Annotated in this window: 10 protein-coding genes; 3 read left to right on the top strand and 7 right to left on the bottom strand. The window is 66.8% G+C overall.

What is annotated here, in order from left to right:
* Positions 1-5: 5 nt before the first annotated feature.
* Entirely contained in the window at positions 6-3,542 is a 3,537-nt protein-coding gene (locus DFR43_RS06270) for a transglutaminase family protein (protein ID WP_133596758.1), read from the bottom strand.
* Positions 3,543-3,660: 118 nt separating this feature from the next.
* On the opposite strand from DFR43_RS06270, the gene DFR43_RS06265 reads away from it, so the two are divergent.
* Entirely contained in the window at positions 3,661-6,066 is a 2,406-nt protein-coding gene (locus DFR43_RS06265) for a DNA internalization-related competence protein ComEC/Rec2 (RefSeq protein WP_133596757.1), read from the top strand.
* On the opposite strand, the gene DFR43_RS06260 is transcribed toward DFR43_RS06265, so the two are convergent.
* On the bottom strand, positions 6,048-7,868 hold the full coding sequence (locus tag DFR43_RS06260) for an EAL domain-containing protein (protein ID WP_245988850.1): 1,821 nt from the start codon (positions 7,866-7,868) through the stop codon (positions 6,048-6,050). The two genes, DFR43_RS06265 and DFR43_RS06260, sit on opposite strands and share 19 nt — an antisense overlap.
* 195 nt (positions 7,869-8,063) lie before the next feature.
* On the opposite strand from DFR43_RS06260, the gene DFR43_RS06255 reads away from it, so the two are divergent.
* Both DFR43_RS06255 and DFR43_RS06250 read left to right on the top strand, forming a co-directional pair.
* Positions 8,064-9,509, top strand: coding sequence for a circularly permuted type 2 ATP-grasp protein (locus DFR43_RS06255; protein ID WP_133596752.1), 1,446 nt, complete (start codon positions 8,064-8,066; stop codon positions 9,507-9,509).
* Positions 9,510-9,523: 14 nt separating this feature from the next.
* Positions 9,524-10,483 (top strand): alpha-E domain-containing protein, encoded by a 960-nt coding sequence (locus DFR43_RS06250; RefSeq protein ID WP_133596750.1) that lies wholly within the window; start codon positions 9,524-9,526, stop codon positions 10,481-10,483.
* Here the strand turns inward: DFR43_RS06250 and DFR43_RS06245 are convergent.
* From DFR43_RS06245 to mltB, 5 genes are all read right to left on the bottom strand, one after another.
* A complete protein-coding gene (locus DFR43_RS06245) occupies positions 10,449-10,895 on the bottom strand; it encodes a DUF1850 domain-containing protein (protein WP_133596748.1) in 447 nt (148 codons plus the stop codon). The two genes, DFR43_RS06250 and DFR43_RS06245, sit on opposite strands and share 35 nt — an antisense overlap.
* Positions 10,892-12,946 (bottom strand): TRAP transporter permease, encoded by a 2,055-nt coding sequence (locus tag DFR43_RS06240; protein WP_133596746.1) that lies wholly within the window; start codon positions 12,944-12,946, stop codon positions 10,892-10,894. The genes DFR43_RS06245 and DFR43_RS06240 overlap by 4 nt, the downstream gene beginning before the upstream one ends.
* An 86-nt stretch (positions 12,947-13,032) precedes the next feature.
* Complete coding sequence (locus DFR43_RS06235; protein WP_133596744.1) at positions 13,033-13,992, bottom strand: TAXI family TRAP transporter solute-binding subunit; 960 nt, start codon at positions 13,990-13,992, stop codon at positions 13,033-13,035.
* 71 nt (positions 13,993-14,063) lie between these two features.
* Positions 14,064-15,197 carry a hypothetical protein gene (locus tag DFR43_RS06230; RefSeq protein WP_211338612.1) on the bottom strand — a complete coding sequence of 378 codons (1,134 nt, stop codon included), beginning with the start codon at positions 15,195-15,197 and terminating at the stop codon, positions 14,064-14,066.
* 46 nt (positions 15,198-15,243) lie between these two features.
* Positions 15,244-16,236 (bottom strand): lytic murein transglycosylase B, encoded by a 993-nt coding sequence (gene mltB, locus DFR43_RS06225; RefSeq protein WP_133596742.1) that lies wholly within the window; start codon positions 16,234-16,236, stop codon positions 15,244-15,246.
* Between the last annotated feature and the right edge of the window lie 72 nt (positions 16,237-16,308).

Genomic DNA, 16,308 nt, shown 5'->3' with positions numbered 1-16,308 from the left:
GCGGTTCAGACGCGGCGCAGATCCAGGGTGAACGGAAACTCCTTGCTCTGTGGCGCAGGCTGGGCTTGCAGGGTGCCTGGAGTATGGCCCATGCGGAAGAAGCGGGCCAGTCGCCGGCTTTCGGCTTCGTAGGCGTTGATGGGGAAGGTGTCGTAGTGGCGTCCACCTGGGTGGGCCACGTGGTATTGGCAGCCACCCAGTGAGCGTTGGTTCCAGGTATCGACGATGTCGAAAGTCAGGGGCGCATGAACGCCGATGGTGGGGTGCAGGCTGGAGGGCGGGTTCCAAGCCTTGTAGCGCACGCCGGCGACGTACTGGCCCACGGTGCCGGTGTTTTGCAGCGGCAGGGCATGCCCGTTGACGGTGACCACATAGCGGCTGTCGTTGTGGCCGCTGACGTGCACCTCCAGCCGCTCCAGGGAAGAGTCCACATAGCGCACGGTGCCCCCGATGGCGCCTTCCTCGCCCATCACATGCCAGGGCTCCAGCGCGTGGCGCAGCGTCAGCTCGATGCCACGCGCGGCCACCTGTCCGATCAGCGGGAAGCGGAAATCGAAATGGGGGGCGAACCAGCCGATGTCGAACGGGTAGCCATGGCGTGCCAAATCGTCGAGCACGTCTTCGAAGTCCATGCGCACAAAGGTGGGCAGCATGAAGCGATCGTGCAATTCGGTGCCCCAGCGGGTGAGCTTGCCGTGCCAGGGTTCGTGCCAGAACCGGGCCACCAGGGCGCGCAGCAGCAATTGCTGCGCCACGCTCATGCGGGCGTGGGGTGGCATTTCGAATGCGCGCAGTTCCAGCAAGCCCAGGCGGCCGGTGGGGCCGTCGGGGCTGAACAGTTTGTCGATGCAGAACTCGCTGCGGTGGGTGTTGCCGGTGACGTCGATGAGGATGTTGCGCAGGGTCCGGTCCACGAGCCAGGGGGGCATGTCGGCGCCGTGCGTCTGGCGGCTTTTGTGGATCTGGTTGAGCGCGATTTCCAGCTCATAGAGCTGGTCGTTGCGGGCTTCGTCCACGCGCGGGGCTTGGCTGGTGGGGCCGATGAACAGGCCGCTGAACAGGTAGCTCAGCGACGGGTGGTTGTGCCAGTAGGCAATCAGGCTGGCGAGCAGTTCGGGCTTGCGCAGGAATGGCGAATCGGCCGGGGTGGCGCCACCGAGCACGAAATGGTTGCCGCCGCCGGTGCCGGTGTGGCGGCCATCGGTCATGAATTTTTCGGCGCACAGGTGGGTCTGGTGGGCGGCCTCGTAGAGGAATTCGGTGTGCTCGACCAGTTCGTCCCAATCGTGGGCGGGGTGGATGTTGACCTCGATGACGCCCGGGTCTGGGGTGACTTGCAGCATCTTCAACCGCGGATCGCGGGGCGGCGGGTAGCCTTCGAGCACGATGTTCACGCCCAGCTTGTCGGCGGTGGCTTCGATGGCGGCGAGCAAGTCCAGATAGTCTTCCAGCCGTTGCAGCGGAGGCATGAAGACGTAGAGGTGGCTGCTTTGGCCGCCCAGGGTGGCCTCTGCCTGGGGGCCGTTGGCGCGTTGCGGATCACGCGCTTCCACGCACAGGGCGGTGCGGGTGAGCCAGGCGGCCGATTCGCCGCGCTGGGGATAGCGGGCGCTCATGGGCTGGGCAGGGGCTGCCCCTGCAACGCCCAGGCCGATCGGATCACCTTGCCAGGCGGGCAGGTCGCTGGAGACCGCGCGGTCGGCAGGCGCGGGGTAGGGGCTGCTTTGCAGTGACACCACGCCGCCTTCGGCGAAGCCACCGCCCATTTGATGGGGGGCGTATTGTTGGCGCAGCGCGGTGCCTTCGGGCAGCGGGTCTCTCGGCGCGGCCGGGTCCTGCTCGATGTGGTAGGGGTAGTCGCCCGGGGCCACCCAGGGCAGCGAATCCAGCGGCAGCCGGTAGCCCATGGGGGAGTCGCCGGGGATGAGGTACATGCGCTCGTCGCGGAAAAACCAGGGGCCGGTGGCCCAGCGGGTGGCGGGCACGCCGGTGCGCACGCCTTTGGGGGAGCCATCGGGCTGCGCATGCGCCTGCAGGGGCAACACGTAACCGACCACTTGCTCCAGCCCTTGACTGAACACCCGGCGCAATCGCACGCGCTCCAGCTCGTCGTTGAGCTTGGCGTCGAACGGGTCCACATTCACGGGCAGCTTGCGTTCGCGCCAGAGGTAATACCACGTGTCTTCATAGCCTGGGGTGATGTACTGGGTGCTCAGGCCCAGTTTGCGGGCGAGTGTTTGGATGAAGCGCTGGGCGTCTTGCGCGGTGTAGCGGGCCGGCTCGCGTTCGTCGGCCAGCAGTTCCGGCTTGTGCCAGACGGGTTGGCCATCGGCACGCCAGAACAGCGACAGCGCCCAGCGTGGCAACTGTTCGCCCGGATACCACTTGCCCTGGCCCAGGTGGAGAAAGCCGCCGGCGCCGTAGTGATCGCGCAGACGGTGCAACAGTTCGGTGGCGTAGTGGCGCTTGGTGGGGCCCAGCGCGTCGGTGTTCCATTCGGGGGCGTCGCGGTCGCGGGTGGCCACGAAGGTGGGTTCGCCCCCCATGGTCAGGCGCACGTCGCCGCGCTGCAGGTCGGCGTCCACTTGCCGGCCCAGCGCCTGGATGGCGGCCCATTGCGCTTCGCTGTAGGGCTTGGTGACGCGGGGTGATTCGTGGATGCGGGTCACCTGCATGTGGTGCCGAAAATCCACCTCGCACTCGTCCAGGGCGCCTTCGATGGGCGCGGCGCTGGAGGGTTGTGGCGTGCAGGCCAGGGGGATATGCCCCTCGCCGGCCAGCAGACCGGAAGTGGGGTCCAGCCCGATCCACCCCGCGCCCGGCAGAAACACTTCGCACCAGGCATGCAGATCGGTGAAATCGGCCTCGGGGCCGCTGGGGCCGTCCACGGCCTTCACGTCGGGCGCGAGCTGGATCAGGTAGCCCGAGACGAAGCGCGCCGCCAGCCCCAGGTGGCGCAGCATCTGCACCAGCAGCCAGCCGCTGTCGCGGCAAGAGCCGCTGGCCTTGGCCAGCGTTTCCTCAGGCGTCTGCACCCCTGGCTCCAGCCGGATGGTGTAGGCAATGTCCTTCTGCAACTGCTGGTTGAGCGACACCAGAAAATCCACGGTGCGCGTCGGCCCACTGGCCAGCCGGGCCCGGGCGGCTTGCAGGTAAGCGTCCAGCCGCAGGGTGCGTTCGCCAGCGATGAGATACGGGGCCAGCTCGGCCTTCAAGGCCGGGGGATAGGTGAAAGGGACGTGCTCGGCGTAAGGCTCCAGGAAGAAGTCGAACGGGTTGTACACCGCCATTTCGACGACCAGGTCCACCGTCACCTTGAATTCCCGCATCGGTTCGGGAAACACCAGTCGCGCTTGGTAGTTGGCGAACGGGTCTTGCTGCCAGTTGATGAAATGCTTCTCGGGCTCGATGCGCTGGGAATACGACAGCACCCGCGTGCGGCTGTGAGGGGCGGGGCGCAGGCGCACCACCTGGGGGGCCAGACGCACGAGCCGGTCGTAGCGGTAGTGCGTCATATGATGGAGGGCAACGTGGATCGCCATGTGAGCCTTCGACAGTCAGAAGATCAGGGGGAGGAAAGAGGGCATGTCGTCAAGAACCATCCTAGCAAGGATTGCGCCAATCCGTGTGTCGCCACGCGGCCGCGATTGAGGGGTGGCCATGGTGCGGCTGGTGCCCTTCATGGGGGGCAGTGTGCTGGGCGCATGGCTGCAGTTGCAGCAGGTGGCGCTGTGGCCGGCGGGTGCTTATGCCTGGGGTGCGGCGTGGGCGGCTGTGGCGGCCTGCATCGCGCTGGTGGCGGGGCGGCGCTGGCGGCCTGGGTGGCAGGCCGCCGTCTGGTGCGCGGTGGCCGTGGTGGGCATGTATGCGGTCACGGGTTGGCGCGCGGCGCATTTCCAGGCCCAGGCGCTGAGCCCGGCGCTCGAAGGGCGCGACGTGCTCGTGGAGGGGTGGGTGGCGGGCATGCCGCGGCGGGCCGATGAGGGTTGGCAGTTCGAGCTGGCACCGCAGCGGGCCTGGGTGGGCGATGAACCCGTTGCCTTGCCGCCTCGCATCCGCCTCAGCGCCATCGACCGGCCACAGCCCGGGGCTCAGGCGTCACCCGCAGGGGCTGTGCGTGCGTTGGACGCATCCGGCCTGCGGCCAGGGCAGCGCTGGCGCTTGGTGGTGCGGCTGAAGCGGCCGCATGGCTGGTCCAACCCCCACGGTTTCGATACCGAACTGTGGATGTGGGAACAGGGCTTGCAGGCCAACGGGTATGTGCGGCAGGGGCCGGGCGTGCCCGCGCCCCAATGGCTGGAGGATACGTGGCGCTACCCGGTGCAGCGGGCCCGCCAGACAATACGGGACCGGGTGTGGCAGCAGGTGCCCGACCCCCGCACGGCCGGGGTGCTGGCGGCGATGGTCACGGGCGATCAGGGCGCGATCGCTCGGCCGTTGTGGGAGACGTTTCGCCTCACGGGCGTGACGCATTTGGTCGTCGTCTCGGGGATGCACATCACCTTGTTCGCCTGGCTGGCCGTGGCTGTGGTGGGCGGGCTCTGGCGGGGGCTGAGCCGGTTCTGGCCCGGGCTGTTGCTGGCGGTGCCTTTGCCGGTGGCGGCGGCCGTGGGTGGTCTGGCGCTGGGTTGGGGGTATGCGGTGTTTTCTGGCTGGGGCGTGCCGGCGCAGCGCGCCATCTGGATGCTGACGGCGGTGGTGGGGCTACAGCTCAGCGGCCGACGTTGGCCCTGGCCGGTGATGTGGCTGGCGGCGATGTGTCTGGTGGCCTGGCTGGATCCTTGGGCCCTGTTGCGTGCCGGGTTTTGGCTCAGCTTCGTGGCCGTGGCGGTGCTGTTTGCCACGGGCGGTCCGCTCCCACAGGCCGGCGAAGGGGTGCGTGGGGCGTTCAAGCGCATGGCCCGCACCCAAGGGCTGATGACACTGGCGTTGGCGCCGTTGACCTTGCTGTGGTTTGGGGAATTCTCGCTCGCGGGCTTGCTGGCCAATCTGGTGGCCATTCCTTGGGTGACGCTGCTGGTCACGCCTGTGGCGCTGGCCGGGGCGGTGGTGACGCCGTTGTGGACGGTCGGGGCCTGGGCGGTCGAGGTGCTCTTGCGGGGGCTGGAGGCTTTGGCCGCCATGCCCTGGGCAGCGGTGAGCCGGCCGGCGGTGCCCGCCTGGCTCGGCTGGCTGGCCGTGCTGGGGGGCGTGCTCTCGGTCAGCCGGTTGCCGTTGGCCTGGCGCGTCTGGGGGCTGTTGCTCGTCTGGCCGGCGCTGGCCTACACGCCGCCCCGTCCGGCGACGGGGACGTTTGAATGGATCGCCGCCGATGTGGGGCAGGGCACGGCCGTGATCGTGCGCACCCGGCATCACACATTGGTGTACGACACGGGGCCGCCGCTGGGGCCGCACGCCGACGCGGCCCAGCGGGTGCTGCTGCCGCTGCTGCGCCGACACGGCGAGGCTCCCGATGCCGTGGTCGTCAGCCATGCCGACAGCGATCACGCCGGGGGCATGGGCACCCTGGCCCGTGCCTATCCCCACGCAGTCTGGTGGACCTCGTTCGACACCCAGCCCCGCTGGGGCGTGGTCAGCCGGCGTTGCGAGGCCCCGGTGAGCTGGACATGGGATGGCGTGCCCTTTCGCTTTCTGCATCCTTGGCCGCAGGACGAAGGCGCCGCCCTGTCGGCCAATGCCCGCTCGTGCGTGTTGCAGGTCGGGGAAGGCGAATCCGCGTTGTTGCTGACGGGCGACATCACGGTGGCCGAAGAAACCCGCTTGGCGCTGGCCCAGCCCGACTTGCGCGCGGCGGTGGCCTTGGCCGCCCACCACGGCAGCGCCACGTCCACGGGGCCGGTGTGGCTGGACACGGTACAGCCCCGCTGGGTGGTGATTCAGGCCGGCTACCGCAACCCTTACCGCCACCCTTCGACCACGGTGCTGCGGCGCCTGGAGGCGCGTGGCATCCGCTGGGTGAGCAGCCCCAGTTGCGGCGCGGCCATGGGTCACAGCGCGCGGCCGGATGAGGTCGTCTGCCACCGCGATGTGACGCGGCGCTACTGGCATCACCCTGGCAGGGGGTGAGCCGCAGCCTGCTGGTTCAGCCGCGCGATGGCCTCGCGGCCGTCCATCAGATGGATGCCTCCGGCGCTTTGCTTGGCCAGGTGCTTGGCCCATGCCGCGGCCGAGGCCACTTCCTCGGCCCGGTGGAACTGGTCTGGCCCCACTTTGAGCACGCCCACGCTCAGCGTGGTGCAGGGGTGGAAGCGCTGGACGCCTTGGCGGTCTTCGGCCCAGATGCCGCCGGCGGCGCGGGCGGCTTCGTCGAACAGACCTCGGGCGCGGCGGTTGAAGTGGGCCACCGCCGATTCGATGCGCCGTTGCCAGTCTGCGCTTTGCATCAGCAGCACGAAATCATCGCCGCCCACATGGCCGACGAAGTCGCGCCGCGGGTCGCAGGCCCCGGTCAGGCATTCGGCCTGCAGGCGGATCATCTCGTCGCCGCGCCAGTAGCCGTAGTGGTCGTTGTAGGACTTGAAATGGTTGAGGTCAGCATAGCAGGCCACGAAGTCCTGCCCGTTGTCGAGCAAGCGTTCGATGTGCAGCGTGATGGGCACGTTGCCCGGCAGAAAGGTCAGCGGGTTGGCGTGTCGCGCGGCTTCGATGCGGGCTTCCGTGACGGCACGCACCAGCTGTTCCCCGGTGCCCAGCCCCAGGTAGCGGCCGCCTTCGGTGATCACGTAGCCTTCGGTCAGGTAGCGCTGGTCGTTGGAGGTCAGCACCTTGGTCAGTTGTTCCACGGGCGTGTGCACGTCCACCAGCAGCGGGTTGAGGTTGGCGTGCAAGGTGCAGGGGCGCGGCCCGTAGCGGTCGCGGAAATACAGCCGCAGGTAGAGGTCCTGCACGGTCTTGCGCGCGATCAGGCCCACGGGCCGGTCCCCTTCCACCAGCGCCACGGCGTGCAGGTCGGGGCGGCGGTTGAAGAGGGCGGCCACCTCGTCGTGCGTGGCCGTGGCCGGCAGGCTGGGCGCGGGCTTGAGCAGGGTGCGGGCCGTCAGCCCCCGGTTGGAGGCGTGGCGGTCCTGGGGCAAGACGGCGATCTCGCGGTTGCCCAGCACGTCCAGCGCCTCTTGAGGCAAGGCATCGACGGCCTGCGCTTGCGGCCGACCCAGGAAGTATCCCTGCACGAAGTCCATCCCCAGGTCACGCAGCACCATCAGCTCGTCGGCGTCCTCCACGCCTTCGGCAATCAGCCGCGAGCCAAAGGTGTCGGCCAGCTGTTGCAGCGCCCGCAGCGTCTTGAGCTTGTGGCTGGTCTCGTGCACGTGGCGGATGAAGTATTTGTCGATCTTGACGAACTCCGGGCGCAGCTCCGACCACAGCCGCAAGCTGGAGCGCCCGTCGCCGAAATCGTCCAGCGCCAGCGAGCCGCCGTACCGGCGCAGCATCGACAGGGCCTGCTGAATCGCGTCCACGTTCTGCACATGCTCGTGCTCCGTCAGTTCCACCACCACGCACGACAGTGGCAAGCCGGCCGAGCGGGCCTGGCGCAGCACCCGTTCCAGGCCATCGCGCATCAGGGCCTGGATCAAGGCCTCGGCGCTGAGGTTGACGAACAGCCAGCCGCGCTCGGCCGAGCGGGCCCAGGCTTGCAAGGCCAGGCGCAGGCATTCCAGTTCCAGTTCGATCGTCCAGCCGCATTGCCGGGCCGCGGCAAAGAGCGTGTCTGGCGTCGTCCAGGGAGACGGCGACTGGGGGCGGATCAGCGCCTCGTGGCCGAAGACGCGCCCCTCGGCCATGTGAACGATGGGCTGAAAATGGATGTGCAACAGCCCTTGCGAGACGACATCGCGGACATCGCTGACAGGGGTTGGGGCAACAGGCAAGGCAAGAATCTGGGCAGACATATCGACTCGGCAAGCCCCGAAAGGCTGGAGCTGTGACTGTATGAAGGTTTTGTTTCATATCCGTGACGGCGTGCGGTCGGCTGGCTGCGGCCCGTTTTGGCCGTGCTGGCCCGCTCCTTGCTAAGATGGAAACGTCCCCAGCCATCGGGTGTGATTCGCCCTCTTGAAGCCATCATGAGCCGACCGACCTTCGACGAAATGTATGCCGCTCCCGATCAGGTTCGGGCCCACTATCAGAACTACGCCCGCTGGCTGGCCGAGCAGCCGCCCGAAGTCATGGCGCACATGCGGGAAGAAGCGGAAGTCATCTTTCGCCGGGTGGGCATCACCTTTGCCGTGTACGGCGACAAAGACGAGGACGGCGCCGGCACCGAGCGGCTCATCCCTTTCGATCTGATTCCGCGCATCATTCCTTCGCACGAATGGCGCCAACTGGAAAAAGGCCTGATCCAGCGCGTCCATGCCCTCAACCGCTTCATTCACGACATCTATCACGGGCAGGAAATCATCCGGGCCGGCATCGTGCCGCGCGAGCAAATCGAAGGCAATGCCCAGTTCCGACCCGAGATGATGGGCGTGGACGTGCCCGGGGGGGTGTACTCACACATCGCGGGCATCGACATCGTGCGGGCCCCGGTGCCCGGTGGCAGCGGCCAGGCCGAGTACTACGTGCTGGAAGACAATCTGCGCGTGCCCAGCGGCGTGAGCTACATGCTCGAAGACCGCAAGATGATGATGCGGCTCTTCCCCGAACTGTTCAGCCAGAACCGCGTCGCGCCGGTGGCCCATTACCCCGACCTGCTGCTGGAGACGCTGCGCGCCGTCAGCCCCGCCCACACGGCCGAACCCACCGTGGTGGTGCTCACGCCCGGCATGTACAACAGCGCCTATTTCGAGCATGCCTTCCTGGCCCAGCAAATGGGGGTGGAACTGGTGGAGGGGCAGGACTTGTTCGTCAAGGACGGCTTCGTCTACATGCGCACCACGCGCGGCCCCAAGCGCATCGACGTGATCTACCGCCGGGTGGACGATGACTTCCTCGACCCGCTGGCCTTCCGGCCCGACTCCACATTGGGCTGTGCCGGCCTGCTCGATGCCTACCGCAAGGGCAACGTGACGCTGTGCAACGCCATCGGCACCGGCGTGGCCGACGACAAGTCCATCTACCCCTACGTGCCGCAGATGATCGAGTTCTACCTCGGTGAGCGGCCCATCCTGCAGAACGTGCCCACCTTCATGGGCCGTAAGCCCGAGGACTTGAAATACATCCTCGCCAACTTGAAAGACCTGGTGGTCAAGGAAGTGCATGGCGCTGGCGGTTACGGCATGCTGGTGGGCCCGGCAGCCACCACGGCCGAGGTCGAAGCCTTTCGCCAGGCGGTGCAGGCCAAGCCCGAGGGCTACATCGCGCAGCCCACGCTGAGCCTATCCACCTGTCCCACCTATGTGGCCGAAGGCGTCGCGCCGCGCCACATCGATTTGCGGCCTTTCGTGCTCAGCGGCAAGAAGGTTCAGATGGTGCCCGGCGGGCTCACGCGCGTGGCGCTCAAGGCCGGCTCGCTCGTCGTGAATTCTTCACAGGGCGGCGGTACAAAAGACACTTGGATTCTGGAAGCCTGAGGGGAGACACACACATGCTGTCGAGAACCGCCGACCACCTGTTCTGGATGTCGCGCTACACCGAACGCGCGGAGAACACCGCCCGCATCCTCGATGTGAATTACCAGACCTCGTTGCTGCCGCAGTCGGCCGGGGTGGCGCAGGTGGGTTGGGAGGGCTTGCTGCGCATCAGCGAGCTCATGCCCGCTTACCAGTATCAGTACGGCGAAGTCACGCCCAGGGACGTGTTGCACTTCATGGTGCGCGACGAGAGCAACCCCTCCAGCATCGTGAGCTGCTTGCGCGCCGCCCGGGAAAACGCCCGTGCCGTGCGCGGCGTGCTCACCACCGAACTCTGGGAAACCCAGAACCAGACCTGGCTCGAACTGCAACGCCTGCTCAAAAGCCGCCACATCGAGAAAGACCCTTCCGAGTTCTTTGAGTGGGTCAAGTTCCGCTCTCACCTCTCGCGCGGGGTGGCCATCGGCACCATGCTGCAGGACGAAGCCTTCCACTTCTACCGCATGGGCACCTTCCTGGAGCGCGCCGACAACACCGCGCGGCTCATCGATGTCAAATTCCATGCCGTGGAAAGCGACTTTTACGGCGCCGCCAGCCAGGAGGACCAGGAACTGGACTTCTACCACTGGAGCGCCATCTTGCGCAGCGTCAGCGCGTTCGAGGTCTATCGCAAGGTGTACCGCACCGTCATCACGCCCGATCGGGTGGCTGAACTCATGATTCTGCGCCCCGACATGCCCCGCAGCCTGCTGGCCTGCATGAACGAAGTGGTCAACAACCTGCGTGCGGTGAGCAACGAAACCTCCGCCGAAACCGAGCGCCATGCCGGCAAGCTGCGCGCCGAACTGCAATTTGCCCGCATCGACGAGATCCTCGCCAACGGCTTGCACGCTTTCCTGACCCAGTTCCTGGATCGGGTCAACATGCTGGGCACGCGGATCAGCCAGAACTTTCTGATTCCGATGGCGGCCTGAGGGCGTGGGCGCCGCACGCGCGCACCACGGTGGTGCCACCGTCGCTGGGCAAGTGATCGGCCAGCGGGCGGCAACCCTCTGCCGTGCAGAGTTCATAGTCGGGCACGAATGCCGAGCGGCTCAGCGTCAGCATGGCCGGGTGCCGGTTCGCGGGGGCATACACATACCAGCCGCCTCGCCACTGGGCGTCGGGCGGCGGCTCCATGCCCGCCCCCGAACCCTTGATGCGGGTTTGCACGGCCAGCAGTTGCCAGCGGGCGCCGTCGGGCACCACGGCGTAGTCTTCTTCCCAGCGCACTCGCTCGATCGAATGCGTCCAGGCCAGGGTGAAACGTTCCAGCGGCACGAACACCACTGGCGAGCCGGCCCCCAGGGCCAGGCTCAGACAGATCCCACCGATGGCGCTGCTCACGCTTTGGCGTGTCGGTGCTGGCTCTGACGCCGTGTGCGCCAGGCGTGCCAGGCGACGAACAAGGCCACCGACCCCAGGCCGATTTCGTCCGTGATGGGCAAGGCCACCACCAGGAAGCTCGCCGCCACCACCGCCACGATGCGTTCCCACCATTGCAGCGGGCTGAACAGGTAGCCAATCGCCCCCGCGCCCCACATGCCGATGGCCACCAGCGCCTTGAAGACGATCCACAACGTGGCCGTCCAGCTGTCGCCCTGCAACATCAGCGCCGGGCTGTAGACGGCCATGTAAGGCACGATGAACCCGGCAATCGCCACCCGCACGGCATTGAGGCTGATTTTCAGCCCCTTTTCGCGGGCGATGGGGGCCGCGGCAAATGCGGCCAGCGCCACCGGCGGCGTCAGGTCGGCCATGATGCCGAAATAGAACACGAACATGTGCGAGACGATCAACGGCACCCCCAATTCCAGCAGCACCGGCGCGGCCAGCGAGCTCGTGATGATGTAGTTCGGGATCGTCGGGATGCCCATGCCCAGGATCAGGCAGGTCAGCATGGTGAGGAACAGCGCCAGGAACAGACTTTCACGCCCGATGGCAATCACATAGCCGCCCATTTCTGCCGCCACGCCCGTCAGGTTGATCACCCCGATGATCACGCCGACCAAGGCGCAGGCAATGGCCACGGGCAGGGCGTGCCGCGCCCCATCGACCAGCGCGCGCACGGCCAGCTGGCGCGTGTCGCCGCCGATGCGACGCAGGTAGGTGATGGCAATCAGCACGGCCGTCACCACAAAGAAAGTGCCCACGCCGAAGTGGAAGAAGCCCGCGCAGGCAAAGCCCAGCAGCACCCAGAACAGCGCACGCAGCGCCAAGCCGTTGACGCCGCTGATGGCCGCCGCGCCAAAGATCAGCACCACCGTCAGCGCCAGGCCCACCGAGCCGGAAAACAGCGGCGTGTAGCCCGAGAACAGCAACGTCACCAGGCCGGCCAGCGGCAGCAGCAGGTACCAGCGCTCTTTGACGGCCGTCCAGGGATTGGGGCACTCTTCCTTCGGCAGGCCCAGCAGCCCTTTGCGTCCTGCCTCCAGATGCACCATCCAGAACACGGTCACGAAGTAGAGAATGGCGGGGATGATCGCGGCCTTGACGATAGACAGGTAAGGCACATTGATGGTTTCGGCCATGATGAAGGCCACGGCCCCCATCACCGGTGGCATGATCTGCCCGCCCATGCTGGAGGTGGCTTCCACCCCGCCGGCGAAAGCCGGGCTGTAGCCGAAGCGTTTCATCAGCGGGATGGTGAACTGCCCGGTGGTGACCACGTTGGCCACGCCCGAGCCATTGATCGTGCCCATCAGGCCCGAGGAAATCACCGATACTTTGGCCGGCCCACCGCGGGAATGGCCCACGGTGCCCATGGCAAAGTCGTTGAACAGCTTGATCATGCCGGCCTGTTCGAGGAAGGCGCCGAACAGGATGAACAGGAAGATGTAGGTGGACGACACGTAGGTCGGCGTGCCGTAAATGCCTTCGGTGCCAAAGCCGAGCTGGCCCACGATCTGGTCCAGCCCATACCCCCGATGCGCCAGATTGCCCGGCAGGTGTTGGCCGAACAAGGCATACAACAAAAAGATGCCGCAGATGATGGGCAGGCCCCAGCCCATGACGCGGCGTGCCGCGTCAAACACCAGCGCGATGAGCACGATGCCCACCACCCAGTCCCAGCCTTCCAGCTCGCCGGCGCGGACGGTGAGTTCGACCTCGAAGATCCACTGGTACATGCCGGTGGCAAAGCCCGCCAGCCCCAGTGTCCAGCCCAGCACGCGCCCCACCTTGCCCAGGCCGCCGGAGCGGCCGTGAAACGGCGGGTAGATCACAAAGATCATCAGCAGGACGAAGCCCACGTGAATGGCCCGGATGACCTGGCTGGACAGTGGGTGGAAGGCGGCCATCCACAGTTGGTAGGCCGAAAAGGCGATCGCGATCCAGAAGATGGCGCCGGCCAGGCTGGCGCGGGTCTGGTGGCTGTCGCTGGCGTGGGAAGGGGTCATGTGAACCTCGAAGGCGTTGAAACCGAAACGGCCCCGAAAGGGGCCGTCGTCGGATGCGTCATGGCATCAGCAATGAGGGGCCAGGCTCACTTGAGCACGCCCACTTCGCGGTAGTAGCGCTCCGCGCCAGGGTGCAGCGGGATGGGCATGCCTTTGATGGCGTTGTCACGGTTGATGGCGCGCGCGGCGCTGTGGGCGGCGTGCAGGGTGTCCAGGTTGTCGTACATGGCCTTGACCATGCGGTAGACCGTTTCCTCGGGCACGCCGGCATGCGTCACCAGGAAGTTGGGGATGGCGGCGGTGGGCACGTCCTCGGTCTGGCCGTTGTAGGTGTTGGCCGGGATCATGGAGGGCTGGTAGGCCGGGTCACCCACCTTGGCGACCACGTCGTGGGGAATGGGCACGACCACGATGCGCACGGCCGTGGCCAGATCGCGGATCGAGGCCACGCCCAAACCGGCCGATTGCAGGGTGGCATCGAGCTGGCGGTTCTTGATCAGCTCGACCGACTCGCCAAACGGCAGGTACTCCACCTTGGCCAGATCGCTGTAGCTCATGCCGGCGGCCTTGAGGATGGCGCGGGCGTTGAGCTCGGTGCCGGAGCGGGCAGCCCCTACAGAGACGCGCTTGCCCTTCAGATCAGCCAGGGTGCGGATGCCGGAGTCGGCGCTGGCCACGATCTGGATGTAGTTGTTGTAAGTGGCCGAGAAGCCGCGCAGGCGGTCGAGCTTGTTGCGGAAGCCCGCTTCCTCGTTGCCGTTCCAGGCGTCAGACAGGGTGTCGGCCAGGGTCAGCGCCAGTTCACCACGGCCGGCCTGCAACAGGTTGAGGTTTTCTGCCGAAGCGCGCGTGACTTGGGCGGTGGATCGGGTGTTGGGAATGTCTTTGGCGAAGATTTGCGAGAGCGATACGCCGATCGGGTAGTACACCCCGCTTTGACCGCCTGTCAGCACATTGATGAATTGTTGCTGCTGGGCCGATACGGTGCCCGCCACGAGGGCGGCGCCCAGGCCAACGATCAGTCCGAGCTTCTGAAGCAAGCGCATACGGTCTCCTGTTGGAATGGTTTAGACCTGATGATCTTACTGCAGGATGACAGCACCCCGAGACCGGGGTTTTACTGACACGCGGGCAGCGGGTCGAGCCGTTCCAGGCGCCGCGCATGCCAGTCGAGCACAGCGGCCTGGCGGTGCATGCGTTCGGCCAGCCGGGGGTAAGCCTGGCGGATCACGTCGGCGGCGAACTGCTCCAGAAAGCGCGATTTCAGTTCTGCGCGCGCGCGTTCCACCCCCATCGTTTCGTAAGGCACGGAAGCCAGCAGCAGGAAGCCGTCATCGGGGATGCGGCCTGCGTCCATGTTGTTCTGGATGATCTGCGCCGCCGTGCGGATCGGGTGGGCCAGATCGGGGCTGTAAGGGCCGACGATCAGCGCCAGATTGGGCGTGTGCAGAAAGTCGAACCCGCGGCCCAGGCAGATGACCCATTCGCGGTGCTCGATGGCCAGCTCGCGCTGGCGGCGCGCGGTCTGGGCCTGTACCTCGATCACATGGGCCATATTGCCCTGGAGCAGTGGCAGCAGGTCGGCGCGCATGGGCGGTGGCAGGTCGGGCAGCAGCGCGGCCAGTCGGGGCTCCAGGGGCGCTTCGGGCTGCTGGGCGAGTTCGGCCATGTCCAGCGTTTCGCCCGCGGGGTTGTGCAGCAGCAGGGCTTCCTGGTCGGTTTCGAAGCCGCATACCAGCGGGTACACGGTCTGGTGCGCGTTGCCGAACAGGTGCGAGACCTGCTGCCGAATGGCCCAGGCATGTTCCATGCTGGCTTGCCGGTTGTAATGAAAGCCGGCGCAGCCGCGTTTGACGTCGCCCTTGGACCAGTGGTAGGTGATGAGCAGAAGCACGCGGCGTCCGGCGCTCACCATGCTCTGCACATGGTGGGTGAGGATCTCGCCCAAATGTGGCCAGCCGAGGTTGAACATGCCGCCCAGATTGCGAAAGGGCATGAGGATGCCGGCCGGCGTTTGCGTGGCCACCGACAGGTTGATGCGCCCGTCCATGCACTTGAGCGCGGCGATGGCGGTGGGGTGCTCGGCCAGATAGCGTTGCCGCGCCAGCCACGCTTCCGGGCCGCGGAAAGCCTGCCCATGCCGGTCGGCCAGTTGGAACAGCCATTGGATGCGCTCGGCAATCGGCGCGTCATGGATGAAAGGGCTGGGAGCGGGCATTTGCTCCAAGTGGGCCGGGCGGGTGGCGGTCATGGGCGGGCTGGGTGGCAGAGCTGCAACCTGACAGTCTACGGGCTGCTCAACGTTGGCGCCATAGGGCTTCCACGGCCTGCCCGAGCTCGATCACCGCCATCGCGTAGTAACTGCTCTGGTTGTAGCGGGTGATCACGTAGAAGTTTTGCGTGCCAGCGACATAGGTGCGCGGGGCGCCGCCTCGCGCCGGGTCGCCGTTTTCCAGTTCGACGAGGGCCAGCGGGCCCGCATGCTCGCGGCCGTGTGAGGGCAGGCGCACGCCTTTGCTCGCCATGGTTTGCGCGTCGAAGGTCGGCAGGATGCTGGGGGCCAGCAGGGCATCGAGCGCCAGGCGGTCGAGGTCGAATTCCACCGGGTAATGGGTCGGCATGCCGCTTTGCCAGCCGAAAGCCTGCAGGTAGCGCGCCACCGAGCCGATGGCATCGGCCGGGCTGTTGAGCAAGTCGATGTGTCCGTCGCCGTCATAGTCCACGCCGTAGCGCATCCAGTTGCTGGGCATGAACTGCGGCAAGCCCATGGCCCCGGCATAGCTGCCCAGCCAGGCGGTGGGGGGCACGCCTTGCTCGCGGCTCAGGCGCAGCAGGGCCTGGAGTTCGCTGCGGAAGAAGGCGCTGCGTTGCTCGGCCCGGGGGTGTTCGGCCGGAAAGTCGAAAGCGAGCGTGGCCAGCGCGTCGAGCGCGCGAAAGGTACCGGTGTGCTGGCCGTACAGAGTTTCGACCCCGATGATGCCCACGATGAGCCAGGCGGGCACGCCAAACTCCTGCTCGGCCCGGCGCAGGGTGGCCTCGTGCTCGCGCCAGAAGCGCAGGCCGGCCTGCAGTCGGCGCGGTTCGATGAAGCGGTCCCGGTACACGTTCCAGTTGCGCGGCGTGCCGGCCGGCGCGGGCGTCATGAGGCGGATGACCTGTGGGTGGCGCTGGGCCTGGCGGATCCATCGCTCGGCCCAGCCGTCGGTCCAGGATTCTTGGGCGTCGATCTCGCGGGCGAAGGCCAGCGCGGCTGGGTGCTGGGCGTAACAGGCCGTTGAAAAAGTGCCCATCGAAGCAGCCGAGGCTCTGCCTGCGTCGGCTTTCAACCGGCTGGATCCGCATTTCCAGCCCCTGGCAGCCCT

Source organism: Tepidicella xavieri (assembly GCF_004363315.1).
In the GTDB taxonomy this organism is placed as follows: domain Bacteria; phylum Pseudomonadota; class Gammaproteobacteria; order Burkholderiales; family Burkholderiaceae_C; genus Tepidicella; species Tepidicella xavieri.
Note: the sequence above shows the minus strand (reverse complement) of the source record. Positions and strands in the feature narration are given on the sequence as shown.